Below are 14006 nucleotides of genomic sequence, written 5' to 3'. Positions count from 1 at the left end.
GCCGTGGCCGGAACAGCGGTCGCCCTGATCGAACTCGGGGCGATGCTGTTCGTACTCGGCATCTTCGGACGCGTCACGGGACGCTTCGGGATGTCCCCGATTCCGCTGTATCTGCTCGGTGGTCTCGCCTTCGGACAAGGCGGGGTCCTCGAACTCGGGGTCGCGAACGAATTCGGCCACATCGCCAGCGACATCGGTGTCGTGTTGCTGTTGCTGCTGCTCGGTCTGGAATATACGGCCGCGGAGCTGGTTACCGGATTGCGCCGTTCGTGGGCCGCGGGCGTGTTCGATCTCGTCGCCAACGCGACACCGGGCGCGGTGCTCGCACTGCTGCTGGGCTGGGGTGCGGTCGGCGCGATCACCCTGGGCGGGGTCACCTACATCTCGTCGTCGGGCATCGCGGCGAAGCTGCTCGACGATCTCGGTCGGCTCGGCAACCGTGAAACCCCGGTGATCCTTTCGATTCTCGTGTTCGAAGACCTCACGATGGCGATCTACCTGCCCCTGCTCACCACCATGCTTGCCGGACTGAGCTTCCTCAGCGGACTGACCTCGCTGGCCATCGCGCTGGTGGCGATCACGGTGGTGCTCGTGGTGGCGTTGCGCTACGGCAGCGTTGTCTCGGCGATCGTGAACAGCACCGATCGCGAAGTGTTCCTGTTGACCCTCGTGGGGGCCGCGCTGCTGGTGTCAGGGTTCGCCTCGGCGCTGAATGTGTCCGCGGCGGTCGGGGCGTTTCTGCTCGGTATCGCGATCTCCGGGTCGACGGCGCGGGTGGCGGCGAAAATGCTGGAGCCGCTGCGGGACCTGTTCGCCGCGATTTTCTTCGTCGCCTTCGGTTTGAGCACCGACCCCGGGGCGATACCGCCGGTGCTGGGGTGGGCGGTGGTGCTCGCCGTGCTCACCACCGCGACGAAGGTCGCCACCGGTTGGTGGGCGGCGCGCGCACACGGCATCGGCCGAGCGGGGCGGGCACGTGCGGGGGCGGCGCTGGTGGCGCGCGGTGAATTCTCCATCGTCATCGCGGGTTTGGCGGTGGCGGCCGGGGTCGACAGTCGCCTCGCGGCATTGGCGACGGCGTACGTGCTGCTGATGGCGGTGCTCGGGCCCGTGCTCGCGCGGGTGGTGGAACCGCTCGCGGGATGGGTGCAACGGGTACGGGCGGGCGACACCGGGGTGGCGTAGTCGACTCGTGGCCGCACCAGCCGTATGGAAGCACTCATCCGCCGACGGCTCCCATTACGCCTTCGGCGTGGATCGCCTACGGTGCGTGCGTCGCCGGAGACGATCTACGCCGGGCTGTACCCGTCACGAACGAATGGTAGTCACCGTAGGCGTAGTGACCGTAGACGTAGTCACCTCTGATGCTTCGCCGCCTCGGCATGGCCGTTCTTCTCCAGCCAGCGCCACAGCAGTGACGCGCATGAGCCGATCACCACACCGATTCCGGCCGCGCACAGATGGCCGTAGTCGGTGAAGGTCGGCCCGATCCACAACGAGGCGACCAACACCGCGAGAAACGCCCCCGCGAGGATCCACCGGGCCGGACTCACGAAACGGAAGCTCAGCGCGGCGAGCACCGCCGAGAATCCGTAGCTGCTGCCCACATCCGTGGCCACGGCCACCTTCACCGGAATGACGCCTCGGTCGATGGCGTGCGCGATCGCGGTGACGGTGAGCAGTGACGCGCCGATATGCCCCGTGGCGAACACCATGATCCAGCGCAGCGTGCCGAGCCAGCGCTCGGCGTAGGCCATCACCACCAGAAACCCCACGATGACCGCCCACGGAAACCCGCCCTCGGTCCAGAATGCCGAGGCCACCAGTACCTGGACCGGCTGCTCGCGCATATTGTGCAGATTGGTCGACGCCGAGAAGATCAAGCGATGCTCGACCGTGTTACCGACTCCGCGCAAGGTCCACCACGTGACGAACAAGGTGAACGCGTAGGCAGTACTGGCGGGCGCGGCACCCAGATGTGCGCGCAGTCCCGGCAGGATCCGTCGCGCGAGACCGGGACGGCGCAGCCCGGTCCACGCGGCGCGCAGTTGCGCGCCGAACTCGACCGGCTGGGTCCACGGCGACCGGTACGGCGTCGGGGTGGGGGTTGCCACCAGGCAAGTGTGCCGTGCCCGAGGTGATGCTGTCGCTACGACCCGCGCAATGGTGACGCGCCGACCGGTACGGCGGAATCGGCGCACCGGAGCGGACAATCGGTGTGGGGAGTGTCGACGACAAGGAACGGGAGAAACCATCCATGCGGGTCATAGCTTTCGATCACGTCGTGCTGAACGTCGCGGATGTCGAGCGATCATTGGAGTTCTATTGCGGCCCACTCGGATTGGCGCCTGTCCGGGTCGAGCAGTGGCGTCGGGGCGAGGCGCCGTTCCCGTCGGTACGCGTCGATGAGGCCACCATTATCGACCTCGTTCACGCGCCACGAGGCGAGTCGAATGTCGACCACCTCTGCCTGGTGGTCGAGCCGTTGGACTGGGCTGAGGTGATCGCCGAGGGGACCTTCACGGTGGTGGAGGGTCCCGCGCGCCGTTACGGAGCACGCGGCGACGCACAGTCGATCTACATCAAGGATCCCGACGACAACACGATCGAGTTGCGCTGGTACCCCCAGGACGTCGTCCGCTGAGCGTTATCGAGCGGCGGTCGGGCTCGTGAGTGCTCAACGCGGAGCGTGGTTCACCGCCCCCGCGGTATCGATGCGACGGGCGCCGATCGCGGCGACGATTCGTCCGATCACCGGAAGTTCCAGGGGGAGAAGCGAGTACGACGGGTAGACGACCCGCTCGCGGCCGCGGTCGAGCGCCCGGACGATCGCGGCCGCGACCGCCTCCGGCGCCACCGGGGGCATGGTGCGCGCCGGCCCGTCGCGCCACGGCAACAGATCGACATCGCGCAGCGCGGTCGCTCGCCATGCGCACGGTGGGAACGGTCGATGCGGTGATCGGCCGCTGCGGCCGTGGATCGCGAATCGCGCGTGTGGTGCGGCAGGGAGAAAATTGTCAGGGAAATACGAAGCCCGCATTCATCGTCCACCGAAAAGTGCGGTGGCACAACGAATGCGGGCGTCGAGAACGCTCGTCTCGCCGATCAGTCCAGGTAGTCGCGCAATACCTGGGAACGGCTCGGGTGGCGCAGCTTGCTCATGGTCTTCGACTCGATCTGGCGGATGCGTTCACGGGTGACGCCGTACACCTGACCGATCTCGTCGAGGGTGCGCGGCTGACCGTCGGTGAGGCCGAAACGCAGTCGGACCACGCCTGCCTCACGCTCGGACAACGTCTCCAACACCGACTGCAACTGATCCTGCAACAGCGTGAAGCTCACCGCGTCCACCGCGACAACGGCCTCGGAGTCCTCGATGAAATCGCCGAGCTGGCTGTCACCCTCGTCACCGATGGTCTGGTCCAACGAGATGGGCTCACGCGCGTACTGCTGGATCTCCAGCACCTTCTCCGGCGTGATGTCCATTTCCTTGGCCAACTCCTCCGGCGTCGGCTCACGGCCGAGGTCCTGGAGCAGCTCGCGCTGGATGCGGCCGAGCTTGTTGATGACCTCCACCATGTGCACCGGAATACGGATGGTGCGGGCCTGGTCGGCCATGGCGCGAGTGATCGCCTGCCGAATCCACCAGGTGGCATAGGTGGAGAACTTGTAACCCTTGGTGTAGTCGAACTTCTCGACCGCACGGATCAGACCCAGGTTGCCCTCCTGGATCAGGTCGAGGAACGCCATACCGCGACCGGTGTACCGCTTGGCCAGCGAGACGACCAGTCGGAGGTTGGCCTCCAACAGGTGGTTCTTCGCGCGGTTGCCGTCGCGCACGATCCAATTGAAGTCCCTGCGCTGCGCGACCGGCAACTTCTCGCCCTGCTCGGTGAACTCACGCACCTTCTCCGCCGCGTAGAGGCCGGCCTCGATGCGCTTGGCGAGCTCGACCTCCTCCTCGGCGTTGAGCAGTGCGACTTTGCCGATCTGCTTGAGGTAGGCGCGGACCGAGTCGGCCGAAGCGGTGAGTTCGGCGTCCTTGCGGGCCTGCCGTAGCGCCTCGGACTCCTCCTCGTCCCACACGAAGTCGCCGGACGCCTTGTCGGCGGCCGTCGGCTCGGCGTCGGCTTCCTCTTCGTCGGCACCGGCAACCAGTTCGACGGCAGCATCCTCGGTGATGTCGTCCTCGGACACCTCGAGGTCGCTCAGGTCGGCAGCCTCTGGCGAACCCTCCTCCATCGACTCATCGATAGTGGGGTCGCCGTCGGTGCCCGCCTTCTTGGCCGCGCCCTTCTTCGCGGGCACCTTCTTGGTAGCGGCCTTCTTCGCAGGCGCCTTCTTGGCAGCGACCTTCTTGGCCGGCGCCTTCTTCGCGGCAGCCTTCCGAACCGGTCGTGCCTCGGTAACATCTGCGGAGTCGACAATCGCCGAATCGGCGGTGTGACGGGTATTCGTGGCTACCACGTACGCCCTTTCGTGACGGTCTCGTGCGGCGTCACGCCAGAGTAATCTTCCGGCGGAGCGGTCTGTCGGGTTTCACCGGCGCAGCGGCCGGTCGGGTTTCTCCGGCTCACCGCCGGGCACGTTCCATTGTAACGATCCAACCAGGTTACCTTCGGCACGATGGCGTCATCGGCGCGGGAGGCACGTCACGGCCTGATGCCCGCATCGATGGCCATCGCGGCACCGACGATACCCGCCGAGTTTCGCAAGTCCGCGGGGATCACCTGAACCCTGTTGGTGAGCAAAGGAATCCACTGACCGGCGTCGCGACTGATGCCGCCACCTGCGACGAAGACGGTGGGCCAGAACAAATTCTCCAACCCGATCAGCACCGTGCTCACCTCGGCCGCCCACTGCTCGTAGGTGAGCTCGTCGCGATCCTTGACCGACGCGGCCGCGCGGTGTTCGTTCTCGATCCCCCCGATCTCGAGGTGACCGAGTTCGGTGTTGGGCACCAGGGTTCCTCGGTACATCAATGCCGAACCGATACCGGTCCCGAAGGTCAGCAACAGCACTAAACCCTCGAAATCCTTTGCCGCGCCGAAGTGATCCTCCGCCAGCCCGGCCGCGTCCGCGTCGTTGAGCACCGTGACTTCGCGGCCGCCGAGCGCGTCGGAGAACAATGCGCGGGTGTCGGTGCCGATCCAGCTCTTGTCGATATTGGCCGCCGTGCGCGCGACGCCGCCGAGGATCACCGACGGCAGCGTGAGACCGACCGGCCCGTCCCATCCGGCCTCGGCGACCAGCGCTGCGGCCGCCTCGGCAACGGCCTGCGGGGTGGACGGGTGCGGGGTGGCGATCTTGATCCGTTCGTGAACCAGTTCTCCGGTGGCCAGATCGACCGCGGCACCCTTGACTCCGCTTCCACCGATATCGATACCGAATGCGTGCCCGCGGACGGACATGTTCCCTCGTTCCTGTGTGGCTGGCGATGTGGTCGCTGCGCTACCCGCGCCGAGTCGAACGCCGGAGTGCGGGGAAACGCGCTACGCGGTGCCGTCGACGGCGTGCCAGGGGTCCTCCGGCCTACCGGTCGTCGGCGTGCCGCAACAGACTAACGGCCCGGTCGGAAACGTTCGATACGAGACCTGATACACGCGGACGTGGGGAATCTGTGATGCGATGGGAGGCGTGCCCGAAACCTCATCGCCCGTATCGGACTCCGACTCCTCCGCATCCCTCGCCGCGCGCGGGGACGAAGCCGAACTGCGCCGTATCGCCGTCGATCTAGCCGAAACCGCCGCCGCGCACGTCCGCGCGCGCCGCCCGGAGGTATTCGGACCGGCTGGCGCGCACGACGAGGGGGCGGTGCAGGTCAAACAACACCCCACCGACCCGGTGACCATTGTCGACACCGAAACCGAGGACCTGATCCGCGGCTTGCTCGCCGAACAGCGCCCGCAGGATCCGATCCTCGGTGAGGAGGGCGGCGGCAGCATCGACGACACGAGCGCCGACGTCGTGCACTGGGTTCTCGACCCGATCGACGGCACCGTCAATTTTCTGTACGGCATTCCCGGTTACGCGGTGTCCGTGGCCGCGATGCGCGGTGGCCGGCCGGTGGCGGGCGCGGTGGTAGACGTGGCCCGTACGGCCACCTACAGCGCCGGCCTGGGCCTCGGCGCGTTGCGGGTCGACGCCGACGGCGCGGTGGAGCACCTGCGGTGCTCAGCGGCGAAGACCGTCGAGTTGGCATTGGTGGCCACCGGCTTCGCCTACGGCAAGCACCGCAGGGTGCGCCAAGCCGAACTCATCGCGCAGGTGCTCGGACAGGTGCGCGACATCCGCCGGTTCGGGTCGGCCGCCCTCGATCTGTGCAACGTCGCCGCTGGACGCGTGGACGCCTACTTCGAGCACGGTCTGAACGCGTGGGATTGGGGCGCGGGCGCGCTCATCGCGGCGGAGGCGGGTGCGCGGCTCACACTGCCGCCCGCGACCGCACCCGGCTCCGCGGGTGACCTGGTGATCGCCTCCGCACCCGGTATCGCCGACGAGCTGGCGGCCTTGCTCGCCGCGGTCGGCGCGACCGAGCCGATTCCGGACCGGTGACGGGCGTGTCGCCGCGGCGGTCCAGCCGCGGCGACACGTACTCAGGCGGGACTCAGCATTTCGCCTGACGCGCTGCCTCCAGCAGTTTGGTGTCGATATCGGGCCCCCCGCCCGGTGCGGGATTCTTCAGCGAGCGCAGCACCTCCTCGGCATCGGTGCCCGGCTGGATATCGCGGAACAGCGAGCCGAGCACCAGATCGACGCTGTCATCGGTGCGCTGATCTTCGATCAGCTCCGCACACGGTGCCGCCAACTGCACCGACGCCGCGGCCGGTCGACCGTTCACGCCGAATCGGATCTGACCACTGCACTCCAGGTCGCCGTTGACGTAGACCGAATCGTTGCCGTACGGCTCGCCCGAGGCCGGAGCGAAGCCGAGGTCGCCGAGCTGTGCGGCGATATGCGCGGCCTGACCGCGCTGATTGTTCGCGTTCAACACGCGCACCTTGCTCGCGCTGAGTGCCGCGGGTTCCACCTCCTGGAGTCGGCCCGTACCCACCCGCTGGCCGAGCGTCGCGGGTTGCGCGGAACCGGGGTCGGTCGCCGGGGTAGGCGAGTTGCATGTCATCGCGCTGCTGTCGTCGGCATGCGTCGTCAACGCCTTGATCCACACGATGGCGCAGATCAGCGTGACGACGGCCAGCATGATGAACCAGGGCCGGGGGCGACGACGGAGGAAGGGTTGCCCCTGGTTGTCCGTCGTTCTTCCTTCAGTGATCAGTGAAACCACCAGCACACTCTACGAATAATGTTGCGGGCTCGGCACGTTAGGTCACGCGTGCGTCGCGGGCGCGGTGTCGATTCCCTGCCGGTTTCGACTCGTCTGTGTTTTGATTGCGACTTTTGTTGTGCCGTCCGCTATTGTCTGGCGGCCCAGATCGAATCACCGGCCGCGAAATCGGTGGTCGGTCGCGGGAACAAGAAGGGCATGTCCTGCGTTTACCGAGCGCTATAGGGAGTAGATCTGCACGATCTGCCCTGATAGACGAGCGGTGCACGTGTGATGTGTACCACCGGCGGGGCGGTGCGGGTCACGCCGATTTTCAAGGAATCGGTGTGCGCGTGCCGGTCCGGGATATACGTAGTAAGGACGAGGGGAAGACGACATGGCAACCGACTATGACGCACCGAGGCGCACCGAATCCGACGAAGTGTCGGAGGATTCGCTCGAGGAGCTGAAGGCTCGTCGTAACGAGGCGCAGTCCGCCGTCGTGGACGTCGACGAATCCGATACAGCGGAGTCGTTCGAGCTTCCCGGCGCGGATCTATCCGAAGAAGTTCTGACGGTTCGGGTGGTGCCGAAACAGGCCGACGAGTTCACCTGTTCCAGCTGTTTTCTCGTGCATCACCGCAGCAGGCTGGCCACCGAAAGCGGCGGACAGCTCATCTGCAGGGACTGCGCGGCTTGATCCCGCTCGCGGATCAGGCACGACAGGCTCGGAACACGAACCACAGGTCAGGACACGAACACAGTGTCAGCCCGCGCTCGGCAGCCCGAGCGCGGCAAGGACCCGTTCGGGTCGACGCGTACTGATCAACCAGTACGGCGTCGGGTCGTCCGGGTCATCGAGAACCAGCAGCAGCATGGGCTTGATCCACGGCCGATGTTGCACGTAGGCGGCGGGGTCGAGTTGACGCCCCAACGCCGCGCTCTTGGCTGTCGGCGCCACGGCGGCCGACCGGGCCACGAAATTCACCGGCAGATGCGCGCGATCGGCGCGTAGTTCCAGCGTTCCCGCCGCATCGGGTGCCACCTCCACACGGTGGCGGCTCAGCCATAACAGCACCCAGACCGGGACGGGGAACAGCAGCACATACGGCAACCACGCGCGCAGGCCGGGCGCGCCCATGTGGATTTCCGCCGCGAGCAGACCTGTGACGGCAAGACCCACCGGCCACCACCACAGCGGCACCCAGAGTCGTTCGCGATAGGGCTCGATCGTCGATCGCTCGGCGCCGCCGCGCGCCACCTGCGGCGTCACGGTCGCGGAAGCCTTGGTGGTCGCGGCACCGGCACCGGATTCTCCGGTTCCGCCATTGTCATTCATCACGCCTCCATGGCACCGGGTTTGGGCTGGTCCGACACGACTCAACACTAAGTCACTACCCTCGCGACGCTACGCGTAGGCTCGTCCACCGTGAACGCACCTTCACCGATACCCCTGCAACGCCTCGACCCCGGCATCCCCGTTCCGACGCGCGCCCATGACGGCGACGCGGGCGTGGATCTGTGCACCACCCAGGACGTCATCCTGGAGCCGGGGCAGCGGGTGCTCGTCGGTACCGGTATCGCGGTGGCCTTGCCGATCGGCACCGTCGGCCTGATTCACCCCCGTTCGGGCCTGGCGGCCAAGGCGGGTCTTTCGGTGGTGAACACGCCGGGCACGGTCGACGCCGGGTATCGCGGGGAGATCAAGGTGTGCCTGATCAATCACGATCCGCGCACGCCGATCGAACTGCGTCGCGGCGACCGCATCGCCCAACTACTGGTTCAGCGCGTGGAGTTGGTCGATTTCGTCGAGGTCGACGAGCTCGACGAAACCGCACGGGGTGCGGGAGGTTACGGCTCGAGTGGTGGTCACGCGAGTTTGACGGCCGATGGCGCCGGCCGGGAGGCATGACGGGAATGTTCGGAAAGAAGAAGAGATCGGCGGATCGCTACCGCGACGACAGATACCAGACCCGCGACGACGCCGACGCGAACGTCGTCTACGACGATGAGTACGCCGATTACGACGGCGAATACGCCGACGCCGAGTACGCCGATACCCACTACGACGACGCGGGCTACGGCGTCGCGCAGCCGACCGGCTACGCGAGTCCGGAGTTGGCGTACAACGGGCGCAGGGACGCCGGTTACCGCGAGCCCGGGTACTCGGGTGGGCGGCATCAGAGTGCTGGACGGCACGGCGACGGCGGGCAGCGCACGGATCACCGCGAGGCCGAGTACCACCAGCCGGTCTACGACGAGCACGGGTACGCCGAAAACGGGTACGACGAGACTGGTTACGACGAAACCGAGTACGACGCACCGGGTTACGACGACTACGCCGAACCGGCTCCGGTGCACGCACCGGCGGCGGGCTACCAGGGTGGCGGATACGACGCCTACGACGACGAGCAGGCGGCGCAGCAGTCGGGTCCTTACGACTACGACGACGTGGCCGAACTGATCGACACAGTCGCCGAGCAGCGCCTCGATCTCGGTTCGGTCATCGTCCCGGTACCGCCGGGTGGCCAGTTACAGGTGGAGATGACGCCGGAGGGTCAGCCGCAAGCGGTGCATCTGGCGACCGAGCAGGGCAGGATCACCGTCGCCGCGTACGCCGCGCCGAAGTCGCCGGGCCAGTGGCGCACGGTCGCCGCCGATCTCGCGGATTCGTTGCGCAAGGACGGCGCACGGGTCGCGATCGAGACCGGACCGTGGGGTCGCGAGCTCTTGGCGATCACCGATACCGCGGATCTGCGGTTCATCGGCGTCGACGGTTACCGCTGGATGGTGCGGGTGGTCGCGGCGGGGCCCTCGGGTGCGGTCGCCGCCGACAGCCCGCTGATCGCCGCGGCACACGCGGTGCTGCGCGAGACGGTGGTGCGCCGTGGTGAGGACCCGCTTCCGGTGCGCGACCCGCTTCCGGTGGTGCTGCCGCAGGAACTGGCCGATCAGTTGACCGCGGCACATCAACAGCAGGTGCAGGCGCAAGAGCAACAGACGCTGGCGGCTCGAACGGCGGCGCAACCCGCGCCGAGGAATGTGCCACAGGCGGGGCAGGCGGTGTTGCCGCCGCGCATGCCGGAAGGGCCGAGGCGTGGCGCCGACGGCTCGGCGATGCAGCAGCTCGGGTTGAACTAGCGCGGTACTAGCCTCGCTGCTCGCGCAGCCAGGCCAATCCGGTGTGCCCGAGGATCGCGGGGTCGGCGCCCAGTTCATCGAGGGTGATGCCGTGCAGTGCCGCGTGCGGGATGGCGGCCGCCCACTGTTCGGCCACCGCGTAGGGGTGGACGGGGTCGTCGACGGCGCCGACCACCGCGACGGGCGCGCGCACCGCGCCGAGTGTCGCCGTGTCCGGCCAGGCGTATGCGGCGGCTTCCTCCAACGCCTGCGGCAGATCCGGCCATTGCGCGCCCCACGATTGGGTGAGCGCGGCGGCCAGCCACGGTGGACTGCTGGCGCGCATCCGCGCCGCGACGGCCTCGAATCCGTCGGCGCGTAGTTGCGCCGCGGTCATCGCGGCGCTCGCGGCGGCGGGGCAGCCGCTGGTGTCGGGCCCCGTCCAGCCCGGTAGCGCCGCGACGACTCCGGTGACGCGGTCGGGGTGGCGCAGCGCCCATTCGACCGCGATCGCCGCACCGAGCGAAATCCCCGCGACGACAACGGGTTCGGTCGCCGCGGCGGCATCGAGCGCGGCCAGGCAGCTCGCCACGACCGCGCGGGGATCCGGTTCCACCGCGACGACCGACACACCGTGTGCCGCGCCGGCGGGACCGAAGGCGCGCCGGGCGAAGTCCGCATCGGATCCGGTGCCGGGCAGCGCGACGACAGTGGCGCTGAGCTGGTCGGATTCCGCCGCCAGCGGCCCGAATCGGTGCGTCGCGGCAGCGGTGGTCGGGCCGGTGACCGGGTGTGCGGAGTCGAACATCGCACCGAGCGTAGCGGGGGCAGACCAGCCCATCTACAGTGGCGGTGTACGCGCTGAATGGTTCGTACGAGGTCGGGAAACTGAAAATCAGGATGGTGTGCCGGTCACGCCATCTGCTGTGTGCAGGAGAGCGTGCGAAATGTCATCCGCAGCCTCGGGTTATTTTCGGCGTCTCGGCCGCAGACTGACCGAGGACCTCGATCAGTTGGATGCCGAGGAGCTGGCCGAGAAATCGGAAGAATCGGGAGCCTGTCGGGCTTCTGAGTGCCGCCGCGGTGATGAGGCGACGATGCTGGGTAGACTGCGCAGCGTCGAGGCGTGCCCCAAGTCCGCGGGCGCCAACGTGCAAGCGGAATTCTTCGACGGCACCGATGCCATCACCCTGGTGTGGATCGGACGTCGGCGGATCCCCGGCATCGAGCCAGGGCGACGCATCCTGGTGCGTGGCCGGGTCGGCGACCGGGACGGCCGCAAGGTGATCTACAACCCCTACTACGAATTGCGCGAGAACAGCTGACGTATGCCATCGAGCGATGACAACACCGCCGCGGGCGAAGACGCCGCCGCAACGACCGAGGTCGAGGCCGCCGACGGCGCCGAAGCCACCGAGGGAGCCGAAGCCGCCGAGGGCAAGCGCGCCGGTTCCGGCGAGCAGACGTTGCTCGAGCAACTGGGCGGCCTGAGCGGGCTGATCTTCTCGACGTTGCCCGTGCTCGTCTTCGTCCCGGTGAACAGCTTCGCCGGTTTGACAGCCGCGGTCTGGTCGGCCATGGGGGTCGCCGCGGCGATTCTGGTGTGGCGGCTGGTGCGACGGTCGCCGGTGCAGCCCGCGATCTCCGGTTTCATCGGAGTCGGTGTCTGCGCGCTGATCGCCTACCGGATGGGTGAGGCGAAGGGCTTTTTCCTGTTCGGGATCTACACGAGCCTGGTGTATGCCGGGGTGTTCGTCGTCTCGATGGTGGTGCGATGGCCATTGGTCGGCGTCATCTGGGGTGCCCTGAACGGACACGGCACGTCGTGGCGGGCCGATCGACCCGTCGTGCGGCTCTACGATCTCGCGACCAGCGCGTGGGTGGTGGTGTTCGGTGCCAGGTACCTGGTGCAGTCGCAGCTCTACGACTCCGACCACACGGGCTGGTTGGCGGTAGCGCGGATCTCGATGGGCTGGCCGCTGACCGCGGTGGCCCTGGCGGTCACGGTGTGGGCGGTGCGCAGGGCGGGGCATCTGCCCGAGTCCAAGGCCAAGAGTGCGGGTCGCCACGCCGCCGAGTCCGCCTGAGTAGTCCGCGTCGACGGGTGTCCGTCGGCGTCGATGAAGCGGGGTTCGGCCCGATGGTGCCGGTGTTCGAACTGGCGTAAGCCCCCTGAATTGTGGGGTGGAGGTGGGGGAGTTTCCACCCTGGGGTGCCTGGTAGGTCGGCGTGGTCTGTCGGACGATCGTTGTGTAGGAATCGCGCAACGTATCGGGAAGGACTCGGCCACGTGGTTACCGAGCACAGCACGCAGAGCGCACACGGCGCCACTCCGAGTCAGGGTCTTGCGGAGAGCCGCCGCGTCTCGGCTCAGCTCGATACGCTGATCGGCCCGGCCGCCGCGGGCGACCGTGACGCGATCACCGAGGTGGTGCGGTTGGTCAATCCGCTCGTGCGCCGGTATTGCCTCGCCCGACTGGGCAATACGGCGCACCTGCAAGTCACCGTCGACGATGTGGTGCAGGAGATCCTGTTGGCCACAGTGACCGCGTTGCCGCGCTACCGCGATCAGGGCAAGTCCTTCCTCGCGTTCGTCTACGGCATCGCCGCCAACAAGGTGTCCGATGCTTTCCGCAAGACCCGCCAGCACCGGGACTACCCGACCGCCGATCTACCGGACACGCCGTCGTCGGCGCGAGGGCCGGAGGAATGGGCGCTGGTGTCCGAACAGCGCACGGTCGCAAGGGAACTCATGCAGGTGCTGACGCCGAAGCATCGCGAGGTGCTGGTGATGCGCATCGTGCTCGGGTGGTCGGCGGCGCAGACCGCCGAGGCGCTCGGCACCAGTGCGGGGGTGGTGCGGGTAATCCAGCATCGGGCGTTGAACCGGTTACGTGCGCAACTGGCCGAGCAGACGTCGTGAGCGGTGGCAGCATCCCGTCCCGGGGAGTTACGGGCTGATGCCGTGGGTGGCCAGTTCCACCCGCAAATCCTCTTCGGCTTCGACCGAGGTGACGAAGAGCAGTTCGTCGTCGCCTTCGAACGGGTCGTCGGGTTGCGGCACGATCACCCGGCCGCCGCGCAGAATGGTCACCAGCGCGGCGTCCCTCGGCAGGGTGAGTGTGCGCACCGGCTTGCCCGCCAGCGCGGTGTCGGTGGGCAGCGTGAGTTCGACGAGGTTGGCCTGCCCCTGGCGCAGCGTCATCAGTCGGACCAGATCGCCGACCGAGACCGCCTCCTCGACGAGCGAGGCCAGCAGGCGGGGAGTGGAGACCGCGACGTCGACGCCCCATGCGCCGTCGAAGAGCCATTCGTTGCGCGGGTCGTTGACCCGCGCCACCACCCTGCGCATGCCGAATTCGGTCTTGGCGAGCAGGCTGTGCACCAGGTTGGCCTTGTCGTCTCCGGTAGCCGCGATCACCACCTCGTAGGTTTCCAGCCCCGCCTGTTCGAGCAGGGCGAGTTCGCACGCGTCGGCGTGCACCCACACCGCGTCGGGGACGGCCGCCGGCTCGATGTGCTCCAGTTGACGTTCCAGCAGCATCACCCGGTGTCCGCCGCGCAAGAGTTCCTTGGCGATGGATCGGCCGACGGCTCCGGCTCCTGCGATGGCCACTTTCAT

17 protein-coding genes are annotated in these 14006 nt (G+C 67.6%); 9 read left to right on the top strand and 8 right to left on the bottom strand.

All coding sequences use genetic code 11. The annotated features are described in order from the left end of the window. Positions 1-3 precede the first annotated feature (3 nt). Positions 4-1185 carry a cation:proton antiporter gene (locus tag ABEA50_RS15685; RefSeq protein WP_345496107.1) on the top strand — a complete coding sequence of 394 codons (1182 nt, stop codon included), beginning with the start codon at positions 4-6 and terminating at the stop codon, positions 1183-1185. 170 nt (positions 1186-1355) lie between these two features. On the opposite strand, the gene ABEA50_RS15680 is transcribed toward ABEA50_RS15685, so the two are convergent. Further along, positions 1356-2114 carry a rhomboid-like protein gene (locus ABEA50_RS15680; RefSeq protein ID WP_345496106.1) on the bottom strand — a complete coding sequence of 253 codons (759 nt, stop codon included), beginning with the start codon at positions 2112-2114 and terminating at the stop codon, positions 1356-1358. 143 nt (positions 2115-2257) lie between these two features. Between ABEA50_RS15680 and ABEA50_RS15675 the strand changes: the two genes are divergently transcribed. Continuing rightward, entirely contained in the window at positions 2258-2644 is a 387-nt protein-coding gene (locus ABEA50_RS15675) for a VOC family protein (protein ID WP_345496105.1), read from the top strand. Positions 2645-2677: 33 nt separating this feature from the next. Here ABEA50_RS15675 and ABEA50_RS15670 read toward each other — a convergent pair whose 3' ends face one another. The 3 genes from ABEA50_RS15670 to ppgK form a co-directional block, all read right to left on the bottom strand. Then, positions 2678-3040, bottom strand: coding sequence for a hypothetical protein (locus ABEA50_RS15670; RefSeq protein WP_345496104.1), 363 nt, complete (start codon positions 3038-3040; stop codon positions 2678-2680). 65 nt (positions 3041-3105) lie between these two features. After that, the gene (locus ABEA50_RS15665) at positions 3106-4467 is read right to left on the bottom strand and encodes an RNA polymerase sigma factor (protein ID WP_345496103.1); all 1362 of its coding nucleotides are present in this window, start codon (positions 4465-4467) and stop codon (positions 3106-3108) included. Positions 4468-4652: 185 nt separating this feature from the next. Next, complete coding sequence (gene ppgK / locus ABEA50_RS15660) at positions 4653-5411, bottom strand: polyphosphate--glucose phosphotransferase (RefSeq protein ID WP_345496102.1); 759 nt, start codon at positions 5409-5411, stop codon at positions 4653-4655. 226 nt (positions 5412-5637) lie between these two features. On the opposite strand from ppgK, the gene ABEA50_RS15655 reads away from it, so the two are divergent. Continuing rightward, a complete protein-coding gene (locus ABEA50_RS15655) occupies positions 5638-6555 on the top strand; it encodes an inositol monophosphatase family protein (RefSeq protein WP_425577617.1) in 918 nt (305 codons plus the stop codon). A gap of 52 nt (positions 6556-6607) precedes the next feature. On the opposite strand, the gene cei is transcribed toward ABEA50_RS15655, so the two are convergent. Beyond that, the gene (gene cei / locus ABEA50_RS15650) at positions 6608-7285 is read right to left on the bottom strand and encodes an envelope integrity protein Cei (RefSeq protein ID WP_345496100.1); all 678 of its coding nucleotides are present in this window, start codon (positions 7283-7285) and stop codon (positions 6608-6610) included. Between the two features lie 376 nt (positions 7286-7661). Between cei and ABEA50_RS15645 the strand changes: the two genes are divergently transcribed. After that, entirely contained in the window at positions 7662-7964 is a 303-nt protein-coding gene (locus tag ABEA50_RS15645) for a DUF4193 domain-containing protein (protein WP_345496099.1), read from the top strand. A 66-nt stretch (positions 7965-8030) separates the two neighbouring features. Here the strand turns inward: ABEA50_RS15645 and ABEA50_RS15640 are convergent, their stop codons facing one another. Beyond that, positions 8031-8603 carry a DUF3093 domain-containing protein gene (locus ABEA50_RS15640; RefSeq protein ID WP_345496098.1) on the bottom strand — a complete coding sequence of 191 codons (573 nt, stop codon included), beginning with the start codon at positions 8601-8603 and terminating at the stop codon, positions 8031-8033. A gap of 90 nt (positions 8604-8693) precedes the next feature. Here ABEA50_RS15640 and dut point away from each other — a divergent pair, with 90 nt between their 5' ends. After that, entirely contained in the window at positions 8694-9176 is a 483-nt protein-coding gene (dut, locus tag ABEA50_RS15635; protein ID WP_345496097.1) for a dUTP diphosphatase, read from the top strand. Between the two features lie 443 nt (positions 9177-9619). Further along, positions 9620-10405 carry a DUF3710 domain-containing protein gene (locus ABEA50_RS15630; RefSeq protein ID WP_345496584.1) on the top strand — a complete coding sequence of 262 codons (786 nt, stop codon included), beginning with the start codon at positions 9620-9622 and terminating at the stop codon, positions 10403-10405. 7 nt (positions 10406-10412) lie between these two features. Here the strand turns inward: ABEA50_RS15630 and ABEA50_RS15625 are convergent, their stop codons facing one another. Next, the gene (locus tag ABEA50_RS15625) at positions 10413-11192 is read right to left on the bottom strand and encodes an alpha/beta hydrolase (protein ID WP_345496095.1); all 780 of its coding nucleotides are present in this window, start codon (positions 11190-11192) and stop codon (positions 10413-10415) included. 139 nt (positions 11193-11331) lie between these two features. Here ABEA50_RS15625 and ABEA50_RS15620 point away from each other — a divergent pair, with 139 nt between their 5' ends. The 3 genes from ABEA50_RS15620 (at position 11332) to ABEA50_RS15610 (ending at position 13307) form a co-directional block, all read left to right on the top strand. Then, positions 11332-11709: an OB-fold nucleic acid binding domain-containing protein gene (locus tag ABEA50_RS15620; RefSeq protein WP_345496094.1), complete on the top strand. Its 378-nt coding sequence runs from the start codon at positions 11332-11334 to the stop codon at positions 11707-11709. A 3-nt stretch (positions 11710-11712) separates the two neighbouring features. Further along, positions 11713-12471, top strand: a complete 759-nt coding sequence (locus ABEA50_RS15615; RefSeq protein WP_345496093.1) for a DUF3159 domain-containing protein — start codon at positions 11713-11715, stop codon at positions 12469-12471. 203 nt (positions 12472-12674) lie between these two features. Continuing rightward, positions 12675-13307 carry a sigma-70 family RNA polymerase sigma factor gene (locus ABEA50_RS15610; RefSeq protein ID WP_345496092.1) on the top strand — a complete coding sequence of 211 codons (633 nt, stop codon included), beginning with the start codon at positions 12675-12677 and terminating at the stop codon, positions 13305-13307. A gap of 27 nt (positions 13308-13334) precedes the next feature. On the opposite strand, the gene ABEA50_RS15605 is transcribed toward ABEA50_RS15610, so the two are convergent. Then, on the bottom strand, positions 13335-14006 hold the full coding sequence (locus tag ABEA50_RS15605; protein WP_345496091.1) for a potassium channel family protein: 672 nt from the start codon (positions 14004-14006) through the stop codon (positions 13335-13337).

Source organism: Nocardia callitridis (genome assembly GCF_039543305.1).
In the GTDB taxonomy this organism is placed as follows: Bacteria; Actinomycetota; Actinomycetes; order Mycobacteriales; family Mycobacteriaceae; genus Nocardia; species Nocardia callitridis.
Note: the sequence above shows the minus strand (reverse complement) of the source record. Positions and strands in the feature narration are given on the sequence as shown.

Coding starts and splice junctions, on each gene's coding strand:
- ABEA50_RS15675 (WP_345496105.1), top strand. CDS start 2,258: ATGCGGGTCATAGCTTTCGATCACGTCGTGCTGAACGTCGCGGATGTC.
- ABEA50_RS15670 (WP_345496104.1), bottom strand. CDS start 3,040: ATGCGGGCTTCGTATTTCCCTGACAATTTTCTCCCTGCCGCACCACAC.
- ppgK (WP_345496102.1), bottom strand. CDS start 5,411: ATGTCCGTCCGCGGGCACGCATTCGGTATCGATATCGGTGGAAGCGGA.
- ABEA50_RS15645 (WP_345496099.1), top strand. CDS start 7,662: ATGGCAACCGACTATGACGCACCGAGGCGCACCGAATCCGACGAAGTG.
- ABEA50_RS15640 (WP_345496098.1), bottom strand. CDS start 8,603: ATGAATGACAATGGCGGAACCGGAGAATCCGGTGCCGGTGCCGCGACC.
- ABEA50_RS15625 (WP_345496095.1), bottom strand. CDS start 11,192: ATGTTCGACTCCGCACACCCGGTCACCGGCCCGACCACCGCTGCCGCG.
- ABEA50_RS15620 (WP_345496094.1), top strand. CDS start 11,332: ATGTCATCCGCAGCCTCGGGTTATTTTCGGCGTCTCGGCCGCAGACTG.
- ABEA50_RS15615 (WP_345496093.1), top strand. CDS start 11,713: ATGCCATCGAGCGATGACAACACCGCCGCGGGCGAAGACGCCGCCGCA.
- ABEA50_RS15605 (WP_345496091.1), bottom strand. CDS start 14,006: ATGAAAGTGGCCATCGCAGGAGCCGGAGCCGTCGGCCGATCCATCGCC.